The sequence below is a fragment of the Halomonas sp. 707B3 genome (assembly GCF_024158645.1).
GTDB classification, from domain to species: Bacteria; Pseudomonadota; Gammaproteobacteria; order Pseudomonadales; family Halomonadaceae; genus Vreelandella; species Vreelandella lionensis.
This window is the reverse complement of the sequence record NZ_JAMZBE010000026.1, coordinates 1-21,289: the sequence shown is the minus strand read 5'-3', so window position 1 is coordinate 21,289 and position 21,289 is coordinate 1. Positions and strand designations below refer to the sequence as shown.

At 57.7% G+C, this 21,289-nt stretch carries 21 protein-coding genes; 9 read left to right on the top strand and 12 right to left on the bottom strand.

Translation table 11 applies throughout. From position 1 onward, the window contains the following. Positions 1-17 precede the first annotated feature (17 nt). On the bottom strand, positions 18-899 hold the full coding sequence (locus BIS10_RS05665) for an SDR family oxidoreductase (RefSeq protein ID WP_253503287.1): 882 nt from the start codon (positions 897-899) through the stop codon (positions 18-20). 149 nt (positions 900-1,048) lie between these two features. Here BIS10_RS05665 and BIS10_RS05660 point away from each other — a divergent pair, with 149 nt between their 5' ends. Further along, a complete protein-coding gene (locus BIS10_RS05660) occupies positions 1,049-1,978 on the top strand; it encodes a hydrogen peroxide-inducible genes activator (protein WP_054640733.1) in 930 nt (309 codons plus the stop codon). Continuing rightward, positions 1,975-4,053 carry an ATP-dependent DNA helicase RecG gene (gene recG, locus BIS10_RS05655; RefSeq protein WP_253503285.1) on the top strand — a complete coding sequence of 693 codons (2,079 nt, stop codon included), beginning with the start codon at positions 1,975-1,977 and terminating at the stop codon, positions 4,051-4,053. The genes BIS10_RS05660 and recG overlap by 4 nt, the downstream gene beginning before the upstream one ends. 27 nt (positions 4,054-4,080) lie before the next feature. On the opposite strand, the gene yccS is transcribed toward recG, so the two are convergent. The 4 genes from yccS to BIS10_RS05635 form a co-directional block, all read right to left on the bottom strand. Continuing rightward, a complete protein-coding gene (gene yccS, locus BIS10_RS05650) occupies positions 4,081-6,288 on the bottom strand; it encodes a YccS family putative transporter (protein WP_253503282.1) in 2,208 nt (735 codons plus the stop codon). A 137-nt stretch (positions 6,289-6,425) separates the two neighbouring features. After that, complete coding sequence (locus BIS10_RS05645) at positions 6,426-6,782, bottom strand: hypothetical protein (protein ID WP_083025410.1); 357 nt, start codon at positions 6,780-6,782, stop codon at positions 6,426-6,428. Next, positions 6,782-7,054 (bottom strand): HU family DNA-binding protein, encoded by a 273-nt coding sequence (locus BIS10_RS05640; protein WP_018918476.1) that lies wholly within the window; start codon positions 7,052-7,054, stop codon positions 6,782-6,784. Before BIS10_RS05640 ends, BIS10_RS05645 begins: the two co-directional genes overlap by 1 nt. A gap of 95 nt (positions 7,055-7,149) precedes the next feature. Beyond that, on the bottom strand, positions 7,150-8,346 hold the full coding sequence (locus BIS10_RS05635) for an NAD(P)/FAD-dependent oxidoreductase (RefSeq protein ID WP_253503280.1): 1,197 nt from the start codon (positions 8,344-8,346) through the stop codon (positions 7,150-7,152). A gap of 87 nt (positions 8,347-8,433) precedes the next feature. Here BIS10_RS05635 and BIS10_RS05630 point away from each other — a divergent pair, with 87 nt between their 5' ends. The 6 genes from BIS10_RS05630 (at position 8,434) to BIS10_RS05605 (ending at position 13,544) form a co-directional block, all read left to right on the top strand. Next, positions 8,434-9,006: a chorismate lyase gene (locus tag BIS10_RS05630; RefSeq protein ID WP_253503276.1), complete on the top strand. Its 573-nt coding sequence runs from the start codon at positions 8,434-8,436 to the stop codon at positions 9,004-9,006. Between the two features lie 38 nt (positions 9,007-9,044). Continuing rightward, positions 9,045-9,935, top strand: a complete 891-nt coding sequence (gene ubiA / locus BIS10_RS05625; RefSeq protein ID WP_253503303.1) for a 4-hydroxybenzoate octaprenyltransferase — start codon at positions 9,045-9,047, stop codon at positions 9,933-9,935. A 109-nt stretch (positions 9,936-10,044) separates the two neighbouring features. Beyond that, positions 10,045-10,734, top strand: a complete 690-nt coding sequence (gene phoB / locus BIS10_RS05620; protein ID WP_054640735.1) for a phosphate regulon transcriptional regulator PhoB — start codon at positions 10,045-10,047, stop codon at positions 10,732-10,734. A 2-nt stretch (positions 10,735-10,736) separates the two neighbouring features. Then, positions 10,737-12,029: a phosphate regulon sensor histidine kinase PhoR gene (phoR, locus tag BIS10_RS05615; protein ID WP_253503274.1), complete on the top strand. Its 1,293-nt coding sequence runs from the start codon at positions 10,737-10,739 to the stop codon at positions 12,027-12,029. A 319-nt stretch (positions 12,030-12,348) separates the two neighbouring features. Next, entirely contained in the window at positions 12,349-12,648 is a 300-nt protein-coding gene (locus BIS10_RS05610) for a hypothetical protein (RefSeq protein WP_192859211.1), read from the top strand. A gap of 575 nt (positions 12,649-13,223) precedes the next feature. After that, the gene (locus BIS10_RS05605; protein WP_083025402.1) at positions 13,224-13,544 is read left to right on the top strand and encodes a hypothetical protein; all 321 of its coding nucleotides are present in this window, start codon (positions 13,224-13,226) and stop codon (positions 13,542-13,544) included. A gap of 64 nt (positions 13,545-13,608) precedes the next feature. Here BIS10_RS05605 and cysZ read toward each other — a convergent pair whose 3' ends face one another. From cysZ to BIS10_RS05575, 6 genes are all read right to left on the bottom strand, one after another. Beyond that, on the bottom strand, positions 13,609-14,343 hold the full coding sequence (cysZ, locus tag BIS10_RS05600) for a sulfate transporter CysZ (protein WP_253503271.1): 735 nt from the start codon (positions 14,341-14,343) through the stop codon (positions 13,609-13,611). 69 nt (positions 14,344-14,412) lie between these two features. Then, positions 14,413-15,138: a phosphate signaling complex protein PhoU gene (gene phoU / locus BIS10_RS05595; RefSeq protein WP_074211261.1), complete on the bottom strand. Its 726-nt coding sequence runs from the start codon at positions 15,136-15,138 to the stop codon at positions 14,413-14,415. A 30-nt stretch (positions 15,139-15,168) separates the two neighbouring features. After that, entirely contained in the window at positions 15,169-15,981 is an 813-nt protein-coding gene (gene pstB, locus BIS10_RS05590) for a phosphate ABC transporter ATP-binding protein PstB (RefSeq protein WP_074211262.1), read from the bottom strand. Continuing rightward, the gene (pstA, locus tag BIS10_RS05585) at positions 15,975-17,387 is read right to left on the bottom strand and encodes a phosphate ABC transporter permease PstA (protein ID WP_083025400.1); all 1,413 of its coding nucleotides are present in this window, start codon (positions 17,385-17,387) and stop codon (positions 15,975-15,977) included. Before pstA ends, pstB begins: the two co-directional genes overlap by 7 nt. Then, positions 17,387-18,505 carry an ABC transporter permease subunit gene (locus BIS10_RS05580; protein WP_253503269.1) on the bottom strand — a complete coding sequence of 373 codons (1,119 nt, stop codon included), beginning with the start codon at positions 18,503-18,505 and terminating at the stop codon, positions 17,387-17,389. The genes pstA and BIS10_RS05580 overlap by 1 nt, the downstream gene beginning before the upstream one ends. A 106-nt stretch (positions 18,506-18,611) precedes the next feature. Continuing rightward, positions 18,612-19,556: a PstS family phosphate ABC transporter substrate-binding protein gene (locus BIS10_RS05575; protein WP_392567153.1), complete on the bottom strand. Its 945-nt coding sequence runs from the start codon at positions 19,554-19,556 to the stop codon at positions 18,612-18,614. Between the two features lie 130 nt (positions 19,557-19,686). Here BIS10_RS05575 and BIS10_RS05570 point away from each other — a divergent pair, with 130 nt between their 5' ends. Further along, on the top strand, positions 19,687-20,100 hold the full coding sequence (locus tag BIS10_RS05570; RefSeq protein ID WP_253503263.1) for an acyl-CoA thioesterase: 414 nt from the start codon (positions 19,687-19,689) through the stop codon (positions 20,098-20,100). An 80-nt stretch (positions 20,101-20,180) separates the two neighbouring features. Here BIS10_RS05570 and BIS10_RS05565 read toward each other — a convergent pair whose 3' ends face one another. Then, complete coding sequence (locus BIS10_RS05565) at positions 20,181-21,269, bottom strand: TRAP transporter substrate-binding protein (protein WP_083025397.1); 1,089 nt, start codon at positions 21,267-21,269, stop codon at positions 20,181-20,183. Positions 21,270-21,289: the final 20 nt, after the last annotated feature.

Here is a 21,289-nt window from a genome sequence, read left to right as displayed (position 1 = left end):
GGATAGCGCTAGAGTAGTTAGGCTTTTTGCAGCTCTAGAAATCCACCCTCTTTCAACACTTGGGCATACCCTTCTTTGTAAGTGGGGTAGCGGAAGGTATAGCCCGTCTCGAGAATGCGGCGGTTGTCGCAGCGCTTGCTGGTGCGTCGGCGCAGCGGCGATTGCATGGTCTCGGTAGATTCTACTTTCAACTGCTTGGCGAGCCACGCCATGACGTTGTGCAGGGTGACCGGTTCGCAGTCGCTGCCCAGATAAAGGTCGGCCAGCGGTGAGCCGTTTTCCTGGCAGCGAATCAGGTGCGCCAGAATGCCGGTGCAGTCGTCGCGGTGGATGCGGTTGGAGTAGCTCACCGGCGTCACCGCAGCAATGCGGCCTTCCGCCACTTGGTGAATCAAGCGGTCACGCCCCGGGCCATAAATGCCGGAAAAACGCACCACCGTACCCGGCAGTGGGTGATTCAGCAGGGCCTGCTCAGCTTCGCACATCAGGTTGCCCGAGAAGCTGGTCGATTCCGTGGGGCTCTCTTCGTTAACGACTTCGCCCTCTTGCTGGCCATAGACGCTAGTAGAGGAGACAAAGAAAATGCGGCGCGGCGGCTTCTCATGCTGTTCCATGACGCTGAGAACGCGCTTGAGACCGTCTGGGTAGGCGCTCTGGTAAGCACTCTCTTCAAAGCGGTCTGCGCTGACGGTGTAAATCACGTAGTCGGCTTGGGGCAGTGCGCTGGCGTCGGCCCCCTCCAAGGTGCTGAGATCAAGGGCCAACGGCTCAATGCCGGTATGCTCTAATGCCTTGGCTTGGCGGCGCACGCCAATCACCCGATGCCCCTCGTCCAGCAGCTCTTGTCCAAGCGTGACGCCGATGTCTCCACAGCCGATAATCAGTATCGTTAGCTTCAACTTGCTCACCCCTCTTGATTAATATTCCCTATCAGATACAAAGTCCCTATGAGATGTGCCATCTTCAATAGGGCTTGTCTGTCCTTTTCCGTCTCGCTAACACGATGACTAGTCACGAGCTGCAACGAGAGGATGCCACTGGCACCGCTATGACTTTAACAGAACTTCGCTACATCGTAACCCTTGCCCAGGAGCGTCACTTTGGCCGCGCCGCCGAGCGCTGCCATGTTTCTCAGCCCACGCTCTCTGTGGCCGTTAAAAAGCTCGAAGATGAGCTGGAAATTCCCCTGTTTGAACGCTCTAAATCCACGGTGCAAGTTACGCCTTTGGGCGAAAAAATCGTCGCTCAGGCCCAGCGCGTACTGGAGCAGAGCGGGCTGATTTATGAGTTGGCTAGCGCTGGCAAAGACCAGCTGGCGAACCCGCTGCGTATTGGCGCGATTTACACCATCGGACCCTATCTGTTTCCCCATTTAGTGCCCGCGCTGGCCAACGCCGCGCCGCAAATGCCGCTCTATATTGAAGAGGGCATGACCGGCACGCTGCGGGCCAAGCTGCGTAGCGGCGAGCTGGACGTGATTATCGTCGCGCTGCCGTTCACTGAAACCGACGTGGTTACCAAGCCGATCTACGACGAGCACTTTGAAGTGTTAATGCCCGCCAGCCACCCGTGGGTCGAGCGCGAGGCGATCCATAAAGAAGACTTATTAGAAGAGCGGCTGCTGCTATTAGGGGAAGGCCACTGCTTCCGCGATCAAATTTTGGAAGCCTGCCCGGCGATTACCCAAAAGCTCAACAGCCCCAATAACACTCTGATTGCCGAAGGCGGCTCGCTCGAGACCATTCGCCATATGGTGGCCTCTAAGCTGGGTATCACCGTGTTGCCGCAGTCGGCGCTAGGCACCGACCAGTACGAAAACGCCATGCTGGTCAGCCGCCCGTTTGTGGACCCCGCCCCTTCACGCACCGTGGCGATTGCCTGGCGGGCCAGCTTCCCACGGCCCAAGGCCATTGATGCCTTGGCCAAGGCGATTAGCCAGTGCCAGCAGCCGGTGCATAAGAAGAATGCTCCCTCATGAGTGAGCTGTCTGCACCGGTCACGGCGCTGAAGGGCGTGGGGGAAGCGCTGGCAATTAAGCTCGCCCGGCTCGGCGTAGAACGCATCAGCGACCTGCTGTTCCACTTGCCGCTGCGTTACCAAGACCGCACGCGACTCACCCCCATTGGCCTGCTGCGGGCGGGCCATGAAGCGGTGGTAGAGGGCGAGGTGACCGCCAGCGATATCGTTAAGGGGCGGCGGCGCAGCCTGCTGATCCGCCTGCGCGATGGTAGCGGTATTTTAAGCCTGCGCTTTTTTCACTTCTCGCCCGCTCAACAGCAACAGCTTCGCCCCGGCGTCACCGTTCGGGCGTTTGGTGAAGCGCGGGCGGGGGCGACGGGGCTTGAGATTTATCATCCCGAGTATCGGCTTAGCGGCGGCAGCGAGACACCGGTCGAGGAGTACTACACGCCGATTTACCCGACTACCGAAGGGTTGCATCAAGCCCGCCTGCGGGCGCTAACCCAGCAGGCGCTGCGCCTGCTAGAGCAAGCGCCCGAAGCGCTGCCTGATGTGATTCCCGATGCGCTGCGCCAGCGCTTTCAACTGCCGGGGCTACACGCCAGCTTGCAACTGCTGCACCAGCCGCCGCCGGATGTGGATTTAGAGCAGCTTTCCCAGGGACTTCACCCCGCCACGCGGCGGCTCGCCCTGGAAGAGCTGCTAGCCCATCAGCTTAGCCTGCGAGAAGTGCGCCTGCGCATTCAGGCAGACGGCGCGCCAGAGCTGCCCTCCGGACGTGGCCTGCAAACGCGTTTTCTAGCCCAGCTGCCGTTTGCGCTCACCGGTGCCCAGCGCCGGGTGCTGGAAGAGATCGCTCTCGACCTAGCACGCCCTGCACCCATGCTGCGGCTGGTGCAGGGGGATGTGGGCTCCGGCAAAACCGTGGTGGCCGCCATGGCGGCGCTATCGGCACTGGCGGGCAATTGCCAAGCGGCCATGATGGCACCCACGGAAATCCTCGCCGAGCAGCACTATCGCTCCTTTAAAGCCTGGTTTGAACCGCTGGGCATCGAAGTCGCGTGGCTGGCGGGCAAGTTGAAAGGCAAGGCACGGCTGGATGCCAAAGCCGCCATTGCCGACGGCCGCGCGCGCATGGTGGTGGGCACCCACGCGCTGTTTCAAGACGATGTGCACTTCCAGTGCCTGGGGCTGGCGATTATCGATGAGCAGCACCGCTTTGGCGTTCACCAGCGCCTTGCCCTGCGTGAAAAGGGCGAAGCCGGCGGATTAACCCCACATCAGCTGATCATGACCGCCACGCCGATTCCCCGCACGCTGGCCATGAGCGCCTACGCGGATCTGGATGTGTCGGTGATTGATGAACTGCCGCCAGGGCGCACACCGGTGAAAACCGTGGTGGTCTCTGACGAGCGCCGCCCGGAAGTGGTCGAGCGCATCCGCAACGCCTGCAGCGATGGCCGCCAAGCGTATTGGGTGTGCACGCTGATTGAGGAATCCGAGGTGCTCCAATGTCAGGCCGCCGAGGTCACCCGGGAAGAACTGACCCAAGCGCTGCCGGAATTGGCCGTTGGGCTGATTCACGGGCGCATGAAAGCCGCGGAAAAGGCCGAGGTGATGGACGCCTTCAAGAGCGGCGAGCTGGATCTACTGGTGGCCACTACGGTGATTGAGGTGGGCGTAGATGTGCCTAACGCCAGCCTGATGATCATCGAAAACCCTGAACGCTTGGGGCTGTCGCAACTTCACCAGCTGCGCGGCCGGGTAGGGCGCGGCAGCACCGAAAGCTTCTGCGTGCTGCTTTATCACCCGCCACTCTCCAAAAGCTCCCGGGAGCGGCTCGGCGTGATGCGGGAAACCACCGATGGCTTCCGCATTGCCGAAAAAGATTTGGAAATTCGTGGCCCCGGCGAAGTGCTGGGCACGCGCCAAACCGGCCTTGCCCAAATGAAGATTGCCGATCTAGAGCGCGATGCCGACCAGCTAGAGCGGGTGACCGCCCTGGCCCAGGCGTTGCAGGGCAACGCCGAGGTGACGGCCGTGTTGGTGCGCCGCTGGCTGGGTGAAGCGGCAGGCCGCTACGGGCAGGTGTAGCGGCAGGGCGTGGGTATGCGCGCGGTGTTAAACCGCTGCGTTAGGTTCGTGGAGCTTTTCGGCGCTTGGGCTTGTTAAGCGGTTGGCGGCATCGCTCAGCGGGCCAAGCTGACTGGCAATTAAGCGCAGTTGGCTTTGAATGGGCCGATAGAGCGTGACGGCCTTCTCTTCCGCTGCGCCGCTTTGCTCCTCTAACTGGCTCAGCAGCTCGTTGGCAGGCTCGGTCAGTAGCGCCACGGGCAGGCGTTTATCCAACTGCTCGGCCAGTTGCTCTAACAGGGCGCTAATCCGCTTGGCGAGGGGCACGAAGGCGGCATCGTCCTCATCGTCTGCCAACCGGTGGCGGTGGGCACCCAGCGCGGAGAGGTGGCTTAACAGCGTGTTGGAGAGTACCAAAAAGCGCAGCCCGTTATCAGCATCCTGCTTACGATAGTGCCCCGGCTCGTGGAGCATGTTGGTGAGTAGCGTCGAGAGCGCCGCATCCGCATTATGGGCGTTACGCCGTGCTAAGCGGTAAGCCAGATCATCCTGCTTGCCCTCTTCATACTGGTGAACAATCTCGTCTAAATAGCGGCGGTGATTGGTCAGCACCTTGGCCGCTTCCCGGTACAGGCGGCGGCCTTGCCAATCCGGCAGAATAAAAAACACCGCCAGCCCCGCAATCAGCGAGCCAATCAACGTATCAAACAGCCGCGGCCAGATCAGGTCAAAGCCATCGCCCACTTGGTTAAAGCTGCACAGCACCAGCAGGGTGATGGAGGCGGTGGCAACCACATAGTGCTTTTCTCGATTGGCAAAAAACGACACGCCTGCCGCCACCGCAATCATGCTCTGGATGAGTGGCTGGGGGAACAGGCTGATAGACGCCCAGCCTGCAATCAGCCCAAGCACCGTGCCCAGAATCCGCTGGGAGAGAAAGCGCCGGGTGGTGGCGAAGTTAGGGCGGCATACAAACAGCGTGGTAAGCAAAATCCAAAAGCCCTGCTGTGGGTCGAGCCACTGCAACAGCCCGTAACCCACCACCAGCGCGGTGGTTAAGCGTAACGCGTGGCGAAAGGTGGGCGAACCCAGCGTGAAGTTCAACCGCACCCGTTTCCAGGCTTCCAGCAGGCTAGAGGGCGAGCGGTCATAAAGCGCGCTGTCCCGGCGTTCGCTGCCGGTGTCCGGATTGTGGGCGCTGGCAATCTGCGCTTCTAGCGTGGAGAGGTTGTCCGCTAACGCATTCAACGGGCGTATTAGCGGCCGCCACTCGGGCTTGCCACGCTCGCTGAGGTTATCAATCGAAGCGCGCAGGTCGGCCAGCGCCTGCTCGCTCTGCTCGTGACTGAAAGGGCGGTTGAGCAGTAGCGACTTGGCTAGCTGGCGGCAGGCACGGCCCTGCTGGTCCAGCAGTCGCTGGCAGCGAAACAGCACGTCGTGATGAAAAAAGGCTTCAGTAAGCGCGCTGTAAGGGTAGTGGGTGGAGCTTGCCCGCTCGTGGATATCCTGAGCGATAAAGTAAATCTGCAGATAGCGGTTGAGCTTACGGCTGCCGCGCTGGCCTTCCAGGCGGCGAAAGATCATCTCTTTTGCCTGATTGAGCGCATCCACCACCTTGCCGTTCTGGCGGGCGAGCGCCACACGGCGGGCCTCTACATCAACGCCCCGTACCGGCTCAAACAGCGCCGATTTTAAAATCAAGAATTCACCCAGGGCTTTATACACCCGCGCCATGCTCTGTTTTACCGGCTGGCGGGAGAACAGCGCGCACCATACTACCGAAATCGCCCCGTACCAGGCAGCTCCGGTCAGCAGCAGTAGCTGGCGCGAGGCGACGTCCTCATCCACGCCGCCGTGCTGCTCAATATTGATCATGGAGTAGATCGAAAGAATCAGCGTGCCGGAGGCAATGGTCGCGTAACGCTGGCCAATCGCTCCCAACATAATCAGCGTGAAGGTAGAGACCGCCAAGCCCACCGCAAACAGCCACGGCCAAGGAAATAACCACTGCACCACAAACGACGCCGAGGCAAAGCAGAGCAGCGTGACCACCAAGGCCTGCAAACGCCCCTGCCAGCTATCGTCGGTCTCTGAGAGCGCGCTGGCAATGATGCCCAGAAACAGCGGAATCACCAGCGCCACATCCCCCGCCAGCCCGCTAAACAGCAGCGCCCCGCTGAAGGCGATAAACACCCGCAGGCTGTAGGCGAACTTATCTAGGGTCCAAAGGCGGCGCAGGGAAAGGGAGAGGGGCATAGAGGCTCTTGTGAGTTTGCTGTTGTTAGACTTTAGTATAAATAGTATGCCGGTACGTGGCTATGGTGTGCCGTTAACGAAAAACCCCGCAGCGTTTGGCTGCGGGGAACAGGTTGCCTGCGGCTGGGCGTATGGCGCTACAAATACTTCAGCAATTTTTGCAGCTTGTTCATATCGGCGGAGTCGCCTACTAGGCGAACATCTCCCGCCACCATGCCATCTAAAAATGCCTGCTGGGTGGGTTTCTTGAGAATGCGCAGCGCGGTGTCTTGGTCGCGGAAACGTAGTTCAAGATCCAGGTCAACGGGCAACCCTTTTCCCGTGGTGATGCCGTGGGGCGCCATCCGGTAGTAGCGGGCAATGCTTAGGTCTTCCGTGGCAACACCCCAGTCGAGGCCGCGCATGCGTTCAAGCTGCTCACGAAAGCGCGGCTTGCGGCGCAGGGCTCGCTTGAGCATAAAGCCCAATAGCCACAGCGTCAGCGAAAGCTTCATTAGGAAACGGCGTCCTTGAGCGCTTTGCCTGGCTTAAACGCGACGTTTTTGCTGGCCGGGATCTGCAGCGGAGCGCCGGTTTGCGGGTTTTTACCGGTGCGGGCAGCGCGCTCGCGAACGGTAAACGTACCAAAACCGATCAGCGCTACATCTTCACCTTTGGCAACGCTGTTGGTGATTTCGTCCAGGATGACATTGAGGACTTGGCCAGCTTTATCTTTGGAAAGGTCAGCACTTTCAGCGATGGCTGCAGCGAGTTCAGGTTTGCGCATAAAGGAATCTCCCTTGTGGAAAACAAACATCAATGTTGTTGGTAGCCTACCCAGCAGGCAGCGCTTCTTTAGCCTAGTCGTGAATGCGGCGAAAATCAGCCTAGCAGGCCTGGGGCAGCTCTGGAAAGCTCCACTTTCCTTCTCACGCAGCCGCCTGTCAACGCAAAACCAATCAAACGTCCGTCTTTATTTTCCGCTAACGCGGTGAAATCATTGCCGTCGCCCTCAATCCGCCAGCGCTCTGGGGGCTGAGTGGGAGGGTAGGCCACCACGGGTAGCAGCGGGGTTTTCACCACGACTGGCCAAGCGCCGAAGCTAACAGACGTTGGGGTGCCACCAAGGGTAGCTGCCAGGGCTTTGACGCTTGCTTGCAGCGGCTGCACATACATGGCGTTCACCCCATCAATACACGCGGCATCGCCTAACGCATAAATATGCGGCTGGTTGGTGCGTAGTTGCCGGTCAACCTGAATGCCGCTGGGGCTAACACTCAGCCCTGCCGCTTCAGCAAGCTGCGTGCGAGGTGCCAAACCGGTCGCGAATAGGATGATATCTACCGTATGGCGCTCGCCATTGTCGAGTTGCAGCGTCAAAGCGTTGTCTGCATCTTGGGATAATGTCTCTAAGGTGCGTCCAAGCGCTAAACGAATACCAGCCTCTTGAAACGCATCGGCCAGTGCGCTACCCAGCCGCTCAGGGAGTAGGCGCGGCAAAGGGGCGCTCTCTGGTGCAATCACGGTAACTTGGTGCCCACCTGCGTGTAGGTCGTTGGCGAATTCACAGCCGACTAATCCGGCGCCAATAATCGCGACGCGAGTAGGCTGGTTGAGCGCTCCGTGTAGGCGGCGGTAGTCATCCAAGTCGTTGACGGTAAAGCAGCGCTCGGCCAGCACGCTCGGTATGCGAAACGGCGTGCGAGGGGCCGCACCGGTGGCGAGCACCAGGTCGTCGTAGTGGAGTGTGGCGCCGCTACTCAGTTGCAGGGTTTGGTTATCCACATCCAGTTGGCTGACTTGGGTGTGGGTAACGATATGTGCGTTTAATTCATCGGCGAGCGCTTCAGCGCTGCGCTGGGCGAGCTTGTCAGGGCTCAAGCGCTTGGCGAAGCCTGTCGACAGCAGCGGCTTACTGTAATCATCACCGCTGTCAGCGCTGACCAGCGTGATTGTGCGCGTATCCCCTTGGCGTCGCAGCGTGCGGGCCAGGCCAACGCCTGCCATGCCGGTGCCCACAATCACCAGCGCGGCGTGGTGGTGAGGTGTTCTGGAAGATGTCGTGTGTGAGTCGGGCATACCGTCACCAAACGTCGGTGGAACAAAAGCCTGTAAAGCCACCATGTTACACTAGCTCGCTCTGAATTGACCGCCTTGGAGGCTTAGGTGACCGCCCCTGTGTTATCCACTCCTGCGTTTTCGCTCTTCCCTCAGTGGCTGCCCGTGGCAGCCGCTCAGCCAGCCATGAGTGCGCCTTGGTGGCAGTGGGTAGCGTCCACGGATTCCTTAACCGCGCGCCTCATGGCAGCAGGCGAGCCGGGAACGTTTCGGGTGCGCTTGCTGCGCCAAACCATTGGCCTGCCCCAGCGCGATGAAGCCTTGGCCCTAGGCATCGCGCCTCGCCGCTACGCGTGGCTGCGCGAGGTGGCGCTGTGTGTTGATGAAACGCCGTGGGTGGTAGCGCGTTCGGTGGCCCCGCTTCACCAGCTACAGGGAAAAGGTTTGGGGAAGTTGGGCGAGCGCTCGTTAGGCAGCTGGCTATTTCAGCAGCCCGACTTGGTTCGCGGGCCGCTGGAAGCCACGGCGACGCCGCCACGTTTTACCCACCAGCAGCCGGGGCTATCGGCCAATAGCTTATGGGGGCGGCGCTCTGTCTTTGAACATGGTGGGCTTTCGTTACTGGTTCAGGAGTATTTTTTATCTACCATGGCGGATGCGTTGGGCCTTCCGCCGCGCTAGGCTAACGCAGCAGCTTTTTTGACGAGGTAAGCATGAGCATGGACCGTTCTCTGTTGCGCCCGACCGGGTGGGCCCGTTTGGTAGATTTCTTACAGTTAATGCGCTTGGACCGGCCCATTGGCACTTGGCTGCTGATGTGGCCAACGCTGTGGGCGCTGTGGGTCGCGTCAGAGGGCGTGCCGGGCCGCGATGTACTGCTGATTTTTATTGCCGGGGTATATGTGATGCGCGCCGCAGGCTGCGTGGTGAACGACTACGCCGACCGCCACTTCGATGGCCATGTAAAGCGTACCAAGCAGCGGCCACTGGCCACCGGTCGGATCAGCGAAACCGAAGCGCAGCTGCTATTTGTGGCGCTGGTGGCCGCCGCCTTTATTTTAGTGCTGCTGACCAACTGGTTTACCGTGCTGCTCTCGCTTGGGGGTGTGCTGCTGGCATTTATTTATCCGTTTATGAAACGCTACACACACTTTCCCCAGGTGGTGCTCGGGGCGGCTTTCTCCTGGGCGATCCCGATGGCGTTTGGCGCGGTACTGGGGCATGTGCCGCTGGAAGGCTGGCTGCTATTTAGCGCTAACCTACTGTGGACGGTGGCTTACGATACCCAATACGCCATGGTGGATCGTGACGATGATCTGAAAATCGGCATTAAATCCACCGCGGTGCTGTTTGGCAGTGCCGACCGTTTCATCATTGGCCTGCTGCAGTTGGCGACGCTGGCGCTGCTTGCTTGGGTAGGTGTACGGGTTGGGTTAGGCGGGTTCTTCTGGCTGGGTTTGGCAGGCATGGCAGCGACGTTTGCTCATCAGCAGCGATTAATTTTTCACTGTGACCGCGACCGCTGCTTCCAGGCGTTTCTGAATAACCACTGGTCAGGGCTCTTGGTGTTTGCCGGAATTGTTCTGAGCTGGTGGCCTGCAGCTGGCTAATTATGCTGGGTGTCATAGAATTGTCATTAAGTCATGGTGTCATCGTCACAGACATGTCATTGAACTGTTTTGTATAAACGAGTTTTCATAGAACACCGTGAGGCCCTGGATGACCGCCAAGACCGTACTGATTGTCGATGACGAGGCGCCCATTCGCGAGATGATCGCTGTGGCGCTGGAAATGGCTGACTATCGCGTGCTTGAAGCGGACAACGCCCAGGATGCCCATGCGATGGTCGTTGACCACCAGCCCGACCTGCTGCTGCTGGACTGGATGATGCCGGGCACCAGCGGCATCGAGCTGGCCCGTCGTCTCAAGCGCGAAGAGGCCACCGCTGAGCTGCCCATTATTATGCTGACCGCCAAAGGCGAAGAGGATAATAAAATTCAGGGCTTGGAGGCGGGTGCGGATGACTACATCACCAAGCCGTTTTCCCCCCGCGAGTTGGTGGCTCGTCTTAAAGCCGTGCTGCGCCGGGCGACCCCGCGCGGTGTGGAAGACCCCATCGAAATCAATGGATTGCTGCTGGACCCAGTGAGCCATCGCGTCAGCGCCCATGGCAAAGCGCTGGAGATGGGCCCTACCGAGTACCGCTTACTGCAATTCTTTATGACTCACCAAGAGCGCGCCTATACCCGTAGCCAGCTGCTTGATCAGGTGTGGGGCGGCAATGTGTATGTAGAAGAGCGCACGGTGGATGTGCATATTCGCCGGTTGCGCAAAGCGCTAGGTGAAGCGCATCAGAATCTGATTCAAACAGTGCGTGGCACTGGGTATCGTTTCTCTGCTCGGGTGTAATCGTGCGTCTGTGGAGCCGTGAACTGTGGCGAATTATCTGGCTGGCTTTCCTAGGGATGTGCCTGGGATGGCTGCTAGGTTACCCCGGTTTCGGGTTAGCCGCGGGTCTAACGCTCTGTTTGGTGTATCAACTCCGCCAGCTTAGGGCGCTGTTCAAGTGGCTAACGCTCAACCCGCACGATGAGCCTCCTGCGGCAACTGGCATGTGGGGCGAGCTATTCGATCGCCTTTACCGTTACCAAAAAAGCCAGCGCATTACCCAAAGCCGGCTGCGAGCAACCCTCGCGCGTATTCAAGAATCCTCGGAAGCGATGCGTGATAGCGTCGTGATGCTGGATCGCCACGGTGATTTAGAGTGGTGGAACAGTGCCGCCACCGACATGCTAGGCCTGCAAACCGCCCATGACCGCGGTCAGCACATTACTAATCTGCTGCGCGACCCGCGTTTCATCAGCTACTTTAATGCCCGTGAGTACAGCGAGCCGCTCACGCTCACCTCGCCCATTGATGAGCGTCGCATTCTGCAGTACCAAATCACTCTGTATGGCGACGACGAGCGCTTGGTTATGGCGCGGGATATTACCCGCTTGCATCGCCTAGAGCAGATGCGCCGCGACTTCGTCGCTAACGTTTCCCATGAGCTGCGCACCCCACTCACCGTTCTTTCCGGCTATCTGGAAACCTACGGCGATCTTAAAGAGATGCTGCCACCGCGCCTGAGTAAAGGCATTGGTCAGATGGAAGAGCAGACCAAGCGTATGCAGAACCTGGTGAATGATCTACTGCTTTTGTCACGTCTGGAGATTGACCGAGGCGGCGAAGATCATCAGCCGCTTGAGGTTGGGTCGATGCTTGAGAGCATTCGCCGGGATGCGCTGGCGCTCTCGAACCAGCAGCATAGCGTTCAGGTGGCGTTGGAGTGCGAGGCGCGCCTGGTGGGCAGCGAGCAAGAACTACGCAGCGCCATCTCAAACCTAGCGTTTAACGCAGTGCGCTATACGCCTGCTGGCAGTCAGATCACGCTCCGCTGGGTTGCAATGCCCAATGGCCGCGCCTGTATTGAAGTGGATGATGATGGTGAAGGGATTGATCCGGTGCATATCCCGCGTCTTACCGAGCGCTTCTACCGCGTTGATAAAGGGCGCAGTACGGCCACTGGCGGTACTGGTCTTGGCCTTGCCATTGTTAAACACGTTCTACTGCGCCATGATGCACAGCTTCAAGTGGAGTCGTTACCCGGTGAGGGGGCGTTGTTCCGCTGTGTTTTCCCGCCCTCCCGTGTCATTAACAGCTAACACGGTGTCATACCGCTCTCCGTCTTGGCTTGCATAACTTATGTATAAATGTGCCATATTGGCATGCAAGCATGGTCAAACACCGCGCATGTGTCATATGTAGCCAACTAATCATCTACTTAAGCCAGTGCTAGAGGGTTAATCGGCATAGTGGTTATTTTTATAAGTGTCTGTATATAAATAAATTTTATTTCTATTAAGAGTTTTTGGCATATCGGCTGCAATATACTTGTCAAGGAAGATTACCGCAGGAACTGGTAAGACAAGATGTCACTCTTCCTTAAATAGCGGTATTTCACAGCGATCGAGGAGGCGGAATATGATGTCCAAGGAACTACTCAAGAAAGCTGGTATTTTAGGTGTAGCGTTTGGTCTGGTAGCAAGCCCACTGACATTTGCTCAAGAGCCTGCAGATCCGGCAGACAACATTTCTCCAGATGAGCAGCCGGTCGAAGCTCAGTCTAACGACTCAGCTATGCCGTCTGATCATGACAAGAAAAATTTAACCCATGACGAGGGTGATAACGCCAGCGACATGGAACCAAACTCCATGAGTGATGACTCGGATGCTACCTATGACAGCACCGAAGAACTCCCAGAAGAAAATAGTGGTATGTAACAAGTAACATTTCTTTGCAAAGCTGTAAAAAACTCTTACGCTTAAGGAGTGAGCAACTAGAGAGGCAAGGATGTCTCATCGCAAGGATGCTCAATGATTCAAGGAATGAATCAAAAACGATCAATACACTGGTCAGGGTAAATTCCAAGGTTGGAGCCCCGCAAAAGGATTGGAAGCCAGATGTAAGTATCGTGTAAAAGTAAGAGTTCTCAAGACCCCGCCCTGCGGGGTCTAATTTTTTGTGCCTAACACATAAACCCCAGCGAATGGCATGGCTGCCCTCTTAGCGGGGATAATGAAGCGGTTGGGCAGCAAGGCAAGTGAGTCAATTTGCGCCACTTAACCGACGCATGTGCCATTATTGCACAATATATTTGTATGAATAATGATTTTGCAGCTTTATATTGCGCGCAATTAAAAATAAATAAGTTTATGTTTTTAAAAGATATTTAATTAATTTAGTATTTTTGGCATCACTTATGCAATGCCAAGATGTAAAGTTAGCCATTAGTCGTAGGCGCTTAATTGGTTTCCACCCTATGTCGACTGGCTCAATGTTAAAGGAGTAGTAATTTATGTTTTTCAAAGAGTTAGCTAAAAAATCTGCAGTGTTAGGTGTTGCTTTTGGTTTGGTAGCAAGTCCGATGGCATTTGCCCAAACATCCATTGAACTCAACAAAGACCGCTCTGCAGGACACGATGTGATTCAGCCTAGCTCGCACAATACGTCAGGCCCGGCTCAGTACTCTGCTAGTGACTTGACCCGTAATGAAGGCGATACGCTGGACTACTCCACTTCAAGCAGCGTCAGCGATTCCAACAGCGTGGCTACCAGTAAAGCTGGCTATGATGCTAGCGAGCTGAACCGTGATGAAGGTGATGATCTTCGTTGGTAAGCGTTGATATTAATTCCACAAAAAACCCCGCTCCGGCGGGGTTTTTTGCGTATGGCTGTGTGTTCTAACGACGTGCGACAACATCTTGGGTGTCACGGTAGTGACCATCCCACATCAGCACCGCCCCCGCTACGGCGCCAGGAATTAAAAACAGATTGGCAAGCGGGATCCAGGTGACCAGCATGATCAGCCCGCCGTAGGTGAGGCTTGGCCACCAGCGGTGCGAGAGACGGCTGCGCATATCGCGAAACGTGACCTTGTTGTTATCCATCGGGTAATCAAGGTAAGTGATGGCCATCACCCAGGCGGAAAACAGTGCCCACAAGATCGGTGCCAACAGATTGAGGCCTGGTATCCAGCTGAGAATAAACAGCGCCGCCATGCGCGGCAGAATATAGCCGAGCTTGACCAGTTCGCGACCCAGTGCATCGATGGCCGTTTTAGCTAGCCCGCGATCATCCAACGGTTCCCGTCCTGTGGCTTGACGCTCGACTTTAGCGGCTAAAAAGCCGTAAAACGGCGCGGCAATCAGATGTGTCACCAGGGTGAAGGTAAAAAAGATCACCACCAAGAGGCTAACGAAGAAGAGCGGCCAGATAAGCCAAGAGAGCCACTCCAACCAGCTGGGGACCATGGTCATGGCACTGTCGAGCCAGCCATCAAAGCGGTTGAGCACCAAGCTTAGCATGCTGGCATACACGATGAGGTTGACCAGGATCGGCAGAAAAATGTAGCGCCGCAGCCCTTTTTGGTACACCAAACGTGTGCCTTGGCTCAGCGCCGTTATTGCATCCACCATGCTTGCTCCTTAAATAAAAACGCCCAGATGTGTCATCTGGGCGTATTGCAGGAGGAATTACCTGCTAGGTCAAGACTTTTTAAGCACCTTCTGATCTAAGGTGTCGGGGTCGCTGTGGCGAATATCCAGGCCCTTCACCAGGTAGACCACGTACTCTGCCAGGTTATTGGCGTGGTCGCCCACACGCTCTAGTGCCCGCAGTACCCACATGATGCTGAGGACGGAGCTAATAGAGCGGGAGTCTTCCATCATAAAGGTCATTAGAGAGCGCATGGCGCTGCCGTATTCGTCATCCACCGACTCATCTTCACGCACAACCTGCATGGCAAGTTCGGTATCGAAGCGGGCAAAAGCCGTCAGTGCATCGCGCAGCATTTTACGCACGTGTTCACTGATGTGACGCACTTCGACCAGGCCACGAATGCCGCCGCTGTTTTCACTCAGCAGTAGGGCGTTGCGGGCAATTTTGCTGGCCTCATCGCCAATCCGCTCAAGGTCTGAGGTGGCACGAATAACGGCCAGCACCAGACGAAGGTCCGAGGCGGCCGGCTGGCGGCGGGCCAGGACGCGAGTACACTCATCATCAATCTGCAGTTGCAGGTCGTTCACCTGGCGGTCGTTATCACGCACTTTTTCGGCCAGACGGCTGTCGCCTTCCAACAGGGCGTGAACGGCGTCTTGTACCTGTTTTTCCACCAGACCGCCCATGGCCATCAGGTGGGTTTTCAGCTCTTCCAGCTCCTGGTTGAACTGGCGAGAGATATGCTGGCTGTGGCTATCGCTCGTAATATCCATTGAGCACTCCTGACGTAACGTCGGTTGGGCCTAGGTCATGCGGCCGGTGATGTAGTTTTCAGTGCGTTGTAAACGCGGGTTGGTGAACACTTGATCCGTTGGCCCGTATTCAACGAGTTCACCTTGCTGCAAAAAAGCCGTGTAGTCGGATACCCGTGCGGCTTGCTGCATATTGTGGGTAACCAGTACCAGCGTGAGCTGGGATTTCAGGTTACGAATTAGCTCTTCAATTTTAAGCGTAGAAATAGGGTCGAGCGCCGAGGCAGGCTCATCCAATAGCAATACATCGGGCTGTACGGCCAGCGTGCGGGCAATCACTAAGCGCTGCTGCTGCCCACCGGATAACTGCCACGCGGAACGGTGCAGGCGATCTTTCACCTCATCCCACAGGGCGGCTGAGGTGAGCGCCCACTCTATAATATCGTCGCGTTTGCGCTTAGGCAGGCGCCCCTGCAGGCGCAGCCCAAACGCCACGTTTTCATAGATCGACATCGGAAACGGGTTGGGCGTTTGAAACACCATGCCCACACGGCGTCGCAGCTCGGTAACGTTCATCTGCGGGGCGTGGATGTCCTGATCTTCTAACTGGATTTGCCCATGGTGCGTCACCGACTCATTCAGGTCATGCAGCCGATTAATCGCACGCAGCAAAGTAGATTTGCCACAGCCCGACGGGCCGATGAACGCGGTGACTCGATGGCGAGGCACGTCAAGTGTTAGGTCGCGCAACGCCGTTTTCCCCGCATAAGCGAGGTGAAACTGGTTGATGCTCAAACAGCAGGTCTCGGCTGAAAATCGAGTTACCGGTGCTTGAGTTGGGTTGGCGGACGATAACGCTAGCATTCGTTCCCTCGTTGACGCCTTAAATAATGACGCAGAAATATGGCAGTTAGATTAAGCACCAGCACAATCAGCACTAACAGCAGAGCGGTGGCAAACACCAGTGGGATGGCGGCTTGGACATCTTCACCGTGAAAAGCGGTATCAAATAAATGATAGCCGAGGTGCATAAACTTGCGCTCTAGATGCAGATAGGGAAATTCGCCATCGACGGGCATTTGCGGGGCCAGTTTCGCCACGCCCACCAGCATCAGCGGGGCGACTTCCCCTGCGGCTCGAGCTACCGCCAAAATCACACCGGTGAGCATCGCGGGGGTAGCCATGGGCAGTACCACGCGGGTCAGCATCTCCAAACGGGTGGCACCCAGCGCCACTGCACCTTCCCGCTGGGCGTCGGGAATACGCGCCAGCCCCTCTTCGGTGGCTACGATGACGACCGGCAGCGTTAGCAGCGCCAGGGTCAACGATGCCCAGAGGAGGCCGCCGGTTCCAAAGGTGGGCGAGGGCAGCGCATCCTCAAAAAACCAGCTATCGATAGAGCCACCGATACCGTAAACGAAGACCCCAAGGCCAAACACCCCATAAACAATCGAGGGCACCCCCGCGAGATTGCGCACGCCGATGCGCACTAAGCGGGTTAGGCGGTTCTGGTGCGCGATTTCATTCAGATAAATGGCGGCCAGCACGCCAAACGGTGTCACGATGACCGACATTAGAATCACCATCAGCACCGTCCCGAAAATAGCAGGCCAAACGCCGCCTCCCGTATTGGCTGCACGTGGGCCTTCGCTGAGGAATTGCCAAATACGCTCACTCCAGGCGACGACTTTTTGCTCCCAGGACATGGCATTAGGCGCTTGGAAGCGCGTGATGCCTTCCAGCGGCTGGGTAATGATTTGGCCATTGGCCGCAGTGAGTCGGAGTTGTGCAATAGGGCGCTGGCTCTCGGGAAGCGTCATCGCATGAGCGACAAACGCCCAAGCGGCTTCGTCTTCAAAGCGCTGGCCCGCGCTCTCCACCTCGTCTAAGCGGCCAATAAAGTCGCCCCAGGGCGCGCGCTCTAACCGGATGAGGTCGTCGGGCACGGCGACGGTGTCGATATCGTCCAGGGCCACCCAGCGCCAGCTCTCACCGCCGATATCTCGATTGCCGGTAAAGTAGAGCCGTTCCACTCCCGCTGCATTGGGCAGTGGAGCTTCACGCACCGGTTGGCCGATTACCGTGTCACCGGAGTGCAGAGTGACCTCCTCCAGCTCCGCGGGCCAAAAGTGGCCAAGACCACGGGTGGCAAGCAGCGTCAGTAGGGTCGCCAACATCAGCAGCGACAACGCAACGCTCGCGGCACATAGCCAAGGCCACAGTAAGCTGCCCGTAGCGCGGGCACGCAGTGGACGAGATAGCCAAGCCATCAGCGGTTACCCCCTAGGCGCTGGTAGCGTTGCCGCAGCCGTTGGCGCACCACTTCGGCTAACGTATTAACCAAAAAGGTGAAGATAAACAGCGCCAGGGCGGCAAAAATCAGCAGGTGATACGTCATGCCGCCTGGGGAGGCTTCCGGTAGCTCAATGGCAATTGACGCCGACAGGGAGCGCAGCCCCTCAAAAGGGCTAGCACTGAAGAGCGCCGTATTACCGCTGGCCATCAGTACAATCATGGTTTCGCCCACGGCGCGCCCGGCACCAATCATGACCGCTGAAAAGACTCCAGGACCCGCGGTGGGGAGCGCTACTTTCCACAGCGCTTGCCAGCGGCTGGCGCCCAGTGCCTGGGCACCCTCCATCAAGTTGGCGGGCACATCAGCGAGGGCATCTTCTGCCAGCGAGTAAATGCTGGGAATCACCGCAAACCCCATGGCGATCCCCACGATCAGTGCGTTGCGGGTGGCGTAATCCAGGCCGTATTGCTGGTCGAGCATGCGGCGCAAGTCGCCGCCGAACCATGCCTGCTCCATGAGCGGTGCCAGCCATAGCGCCAGTGTGACCATGATCGCCAGCCATGGCATCAGCCAGACGCCCGCCCAGGAGAGCGGCAGCCACTGGCGCACCCTAGCGCTGGCAAGATACCAAAGCCCACCGGCCAGGCCAGCGCTCAGCGGTAGCCAAACAAGCACCAGCAGAGTGCTGGCGAGGTGCTGCTCCACCCAAGGTGCCAACAGAAGCCCGGCAATAAAGCCCACCACCACGCCGGGTATCGCTTCCATTAGCTCCAGGATAGGTTTGACTCGGCTGCGTAGTCGCTTCGACATAAATAGCGCTGAATACATGGCCGCGCCCAGTGCGATGGGCGTGGCGAACAGCATGGCGGCGAGCGCGGCTTTGAGGGTGCCCCAAGCCAATGGCGATAGCGTGTTGAGTGATAATGCGTCGCCAAACGTTAGCAGCGGCAGCGCTTCCCACACGAGAAACACGCCAATGGCAAGAATAGCTAACAGGACGCCAACACCACCGGCAGTAATCAGTCCGGTAGCAATACGGTCGTGAATAAGGCGCAGCGGCTGACGCGAAAAAGGTAGCCGTGGGGGAGTCATGTCGACATCATAAAGAAACGAGTGCCGTAGTAAAAAGTACGTACATGGCCAGAGTTATCCACCCTACGGTATGTTTATGACAGTTAGGTGACAGTTAGGTGACAGCTTAGTGATCCAGCAGAGGAGGTTGGCGCTGGGCCAGTGGCAGCGGCACAAAGCCAGCTGCTTGAACGATTTGCTGACCCTCCTCTGAGAAAATCAGTTCAATAAAGGCCTGCTCGGCAGGCGGCAGTGTGTCGCCGGGCGGCAGATTAACGTAAAGGTAGAGATCCCGTGAGAGCGGGTAGCTGTCATCTTGGATCGTTGCCACGCTTGGACTGATAGCGCTGCCTTCGTCGTTAATCAACGGCAGCGCGCGCACCATGGGGGTTACATGGTTATAGCCCGCATAGCCCATGGCGTTGGGGGACTCCCCGACAGCAGCAATCACCGCTGAAGAACCCGGGTGCTCGCTAATATCGCGGCGAAACTCACCGTTGCACAGGGCGCGATCTTGAAAGAGCCCGTGGGTGCCCGAGGCCAAGTTGCGACCATGCAGCGCAATCTTACCGTAAGGCCACTGTTCCTCAGGCAGTAAATCCTCCCAGCGGCGGATGGGGCGGAGGCCTCCGCAGTCTAGCGAAGTAGAGAAGATGGCATCGGCCTGCTCGCGGGTGAGCGATGCCAGTGGATTATGGCGGTGCACCACCAGTAGCAGTGCATCTCGGGCAACACTCAACTCGCGAGGCGGATAGCCATAACGTTCGATAAACTGCTGGCGCTCGGTGTCGGTCATGGGGCGCGACATCGGGCCAAAACGCGTGGTGCCCGCCACCAAGGCGGTCGGTGCGCTGGCGGAACCTCCGGCTTGAAACTGCAGGGTAATATCTGGGTAGCGGTGATTGAGCGCTTCCCCCCAGCGTAGCATCAGGCCCGCCATGGTGTCGGAACCAACGGCCCCTAGCGTTCCGCTGACTACGCTTGGCTGCCCCCACGCAAAAGAGCAACAAAGTAGCAGCCAGACAACCACCAAGAGGTGATGCAGCCGGTGAAGCCGCCCGCCATAGCGCATCAAACGATTGCCCTTCAAACGTCACCCCTCTTATGATTAACTGTTGGTCATCTGTTGCGATGCAGCAACGTCACGACCCTTCATACCACCTTGTATCATCACAACAATAACCCTACAAAGCGACCACCTTATGACACCATTGGACACCGACTTGGACGACATCCCCGCTCCACAAGGACAGCTCACTTTAAAGTTACTGGCTTCTCGACAAGATACCAATTTCTATGGAGATATTCCTGGCGGCTGGCTAGTCAATCAAATGGATCAAGCGGCAGAGTTGGCCGCAGGGCGCGAGGCGGGTGGTCGTACTGCAACGGTTGCCATTGAGTCGATGGATTTTCTCAGCCCCGTTCGGGTGGGTTCGATGGTCAGCGTGTATACCCAGGTACAAGAAATTGGTCATAGCTCGATCAAAATTGATGTAGAAGTGTGGGTACGGCCGCCTCACGGCCGCCATATTGAAGAGCGACAGAAAGTCACCGAAGCGCGCTTTGTGATGGTGGCATTGGATGACAATGGCCGCATTCGCGCGGTGCATAGCTAACGGCAATATTTGATTAACCGCTAAATCAGCAAAAAGGGTGCCGAAGCACCCTTTTTTATTAGCCGAGACGAGGAGAGTAGTTATGCACCTACGTTGTCGCGGCTCTTCAGGTAGGCGTATTCGCCTGCATCGCTAAACGGGCGCAGTATTTTCTGGAACGCCGAGTAGGATTCGTAAACGCGGCGAGACTCTTCATCGCTATCTACCTGGCGCTGAATGGCCTCTTTAGACGACTCGTACAGCGCGGCCATCACGTCTTCGGGGAAGGTGCGCAGCTGCACGCCGTGCTCTTCTACCAGCGTTTCCAGGGCCTGGGCGTTGCGGTAGGCAAATTCGCTGATCATCGCTAGGTTAGAAGCGCGTGCCGCTTCGCGGATCACGTCCTGCAGGTCTTCCGGCAGCGCATTCCACGCATCCAGGTTGATGGTGCCTTCAAGGACGGCAGAGGGCTCGTTCCACACTGACGTGTAGTAGTAGTCCGCCACTTGGTGCAGGCCAAAGGCTAGGTCGTTATACGGACCAACCCAGTCAGCGGCGTCTAGCGCACCGGTTTGCAGCGAGGTGAAGATTTCTGAACCGGCCATGTTCACGGTGCTCACACCGATGCCGTTCATGGCTTCACCGGCGAGACCCGGCAAGCGCAGCTTCAGGCCCTGCATATCGTCGAGGGAGTTGATCTCTTTTTTGAACCAGCCCGCCATCTGCGTGCCGGTGTTGCCCACAGCAAACGGCTTCAGATTGTGGTTGGCGTAGATCTCATCCCACAGCTCCTGGCCACCGCCGTGGTACAGCCACGCGTTCATTTCGGTGGTGGTCATGCCAAACGGCACGGCGGTAAAGAACTGGGAAGCCGCGACTTTGCCACGCCAGTAGTAAGAGGCGGAGTGACCCATCTCAGCAGTGCCAGCGGCGACGGCATCAAAGACTTCCAGTGCGGGTACCAGTTCGCCCGCACCGTGTACACGAATGCGCATACGGCCGTTGGAGAGTTGCTCCACACGACGAGCAAAGTCGTTAGCACCGGTACCGAGGGCGGGGAAATTCTTCGGCCAGGAGGTGACCATATCCCAGGTGTAGGTTTCGTTAGCGCTGGCGGTAGAAACAAAGGGGGCAGCAGCGACACCGGCGGCACCCAGGCCGGCGGTTTTCAAAAATTGGCGGCGTTGCATGGCGGGCATGACTCCGAAAT

Bases quoted from the DNA above. Each gene is read 5' to 3' on its own strand.
- BIS10_RS05660 (WP_054640733.1), top strand. From the start codon at position 1,049: ATGACTTTAACAGAACTTCGCTACATCGTAACCCTTGCCCAGGAGCGT.
- recG (WP_253503285.1), top strand. From the start codon at position 1,975: ATGAGTGAGCTGTCTGCACCGGTCACGGCGCTGAAGGGCGTGGGGGAA.
- yccS (WP_253503282.1), bottom strand. From the start codon at position 6,288: ATGCCCCTCTCCCTTTCCCTGCGCCGCCTTTGGACCCTAGATAAGTTC.
- BIS10_RS05645 (WP_083025410.1), bottom strand. From the start codon at position 6,782: ATGAAGCTTTCGCTGACGCTGTGGCTATTGGGCTTTATGCTCAAGCGA.
- BIS10_RS05640 (WP_018918476.1), bottom strand. From the start codon at position 7,054: ATGCGCAAACCTGAACTCGCTGCAGCCATCGCTGAAAGTGCTGACCTT.
- BIS10_RS05635 (WP_253503280.1), bottom strand. From the start codon at position 8,346: ATGCCCGACTCACACACGACATCTTCCAGAACACCTCACCACCACGCC.
- ubiA (WP_253503303.1), top strand. From the start codon at position 9,045: ATGGACCGTTCTCTGTTGCGCCCGACCGGGTGGGCCCGTTTGGTAGAT.
- phoB (WP_054640735.1), top strand. From the start codon at position 10,045: ATGACCGCCAAGACCGTACTGATTGTCGATGACGAGGCGCCCATTCGC.
- BIS10_RS05610 (WP_192859211.1), top strand. From the start codon at position 12,349: ATGATGTCCAAGGAACTACTCAAGAAAGCTGGTATTTTAGGTGTAGCG.
- BIS10_RS05605 (WP_083025402.1), top strand. From the start codon at position 13,224: ATGTTTTTCAAAGAGTTAGCTAAAAAATCTGCAGTGTTAGGTGTTGCT.
- cysZ (WP_253503271.1), bottom strand. From the start codon at position 14,343: ATGGTGGATGCAATAACGGCGCTGAGCCAAGGCACACGTTTGGTGTAC.
- phoU (WP_074211261.1), bottom strand. From the start codon at position 15,138: ATGGATATTACGAGCGATAGCCACAGCCAGCATATCTCTCGCCAGTTC.
- pstB (WP_074211262.1), bottom strand. From the start codon at position 15,981: ATGCTAGCGTTATCGTCCGCCAACCCAACTCAAGCACCGGTAACTCGA.
- pstA (WP_083025400.1), bottom strand. From the start codon at position 17,387: ATGGCTTGGCTATCTCGTCCACTGCGTGCCCGCGCTACGGGCAGCTTA.
- BIS10_RS05580 (WP_253503269.1), bottom strand. From the start codon at position 18,505: ATGACTCCCCCACGGCTACCTTTTTCGCGTCAGCCGCTGCGCCTTATT.
- BIS10_RS05575 (WP_392567153.1), bottom strand. From the start codon at position 19,556: ATGCGCTATGGCGGGCGGCTTCACCGGCTGCATCACCTCTTGGTGGTT.
- BIS10_RS05570 (WP_253503263.1), top strand. From the start codon at position 19,687: ATGACACCATTGGACACCGACTTGGACGACATCCCCGCTCCACAAGGA.
- BIS10_RS05565 (WP_083025397.1), bottom strand. From the start codon at position 21,269: ATGCAACGCCGCCAATTTTTGAAAACCGCCGGCCTGGGTGCCGCCGGT.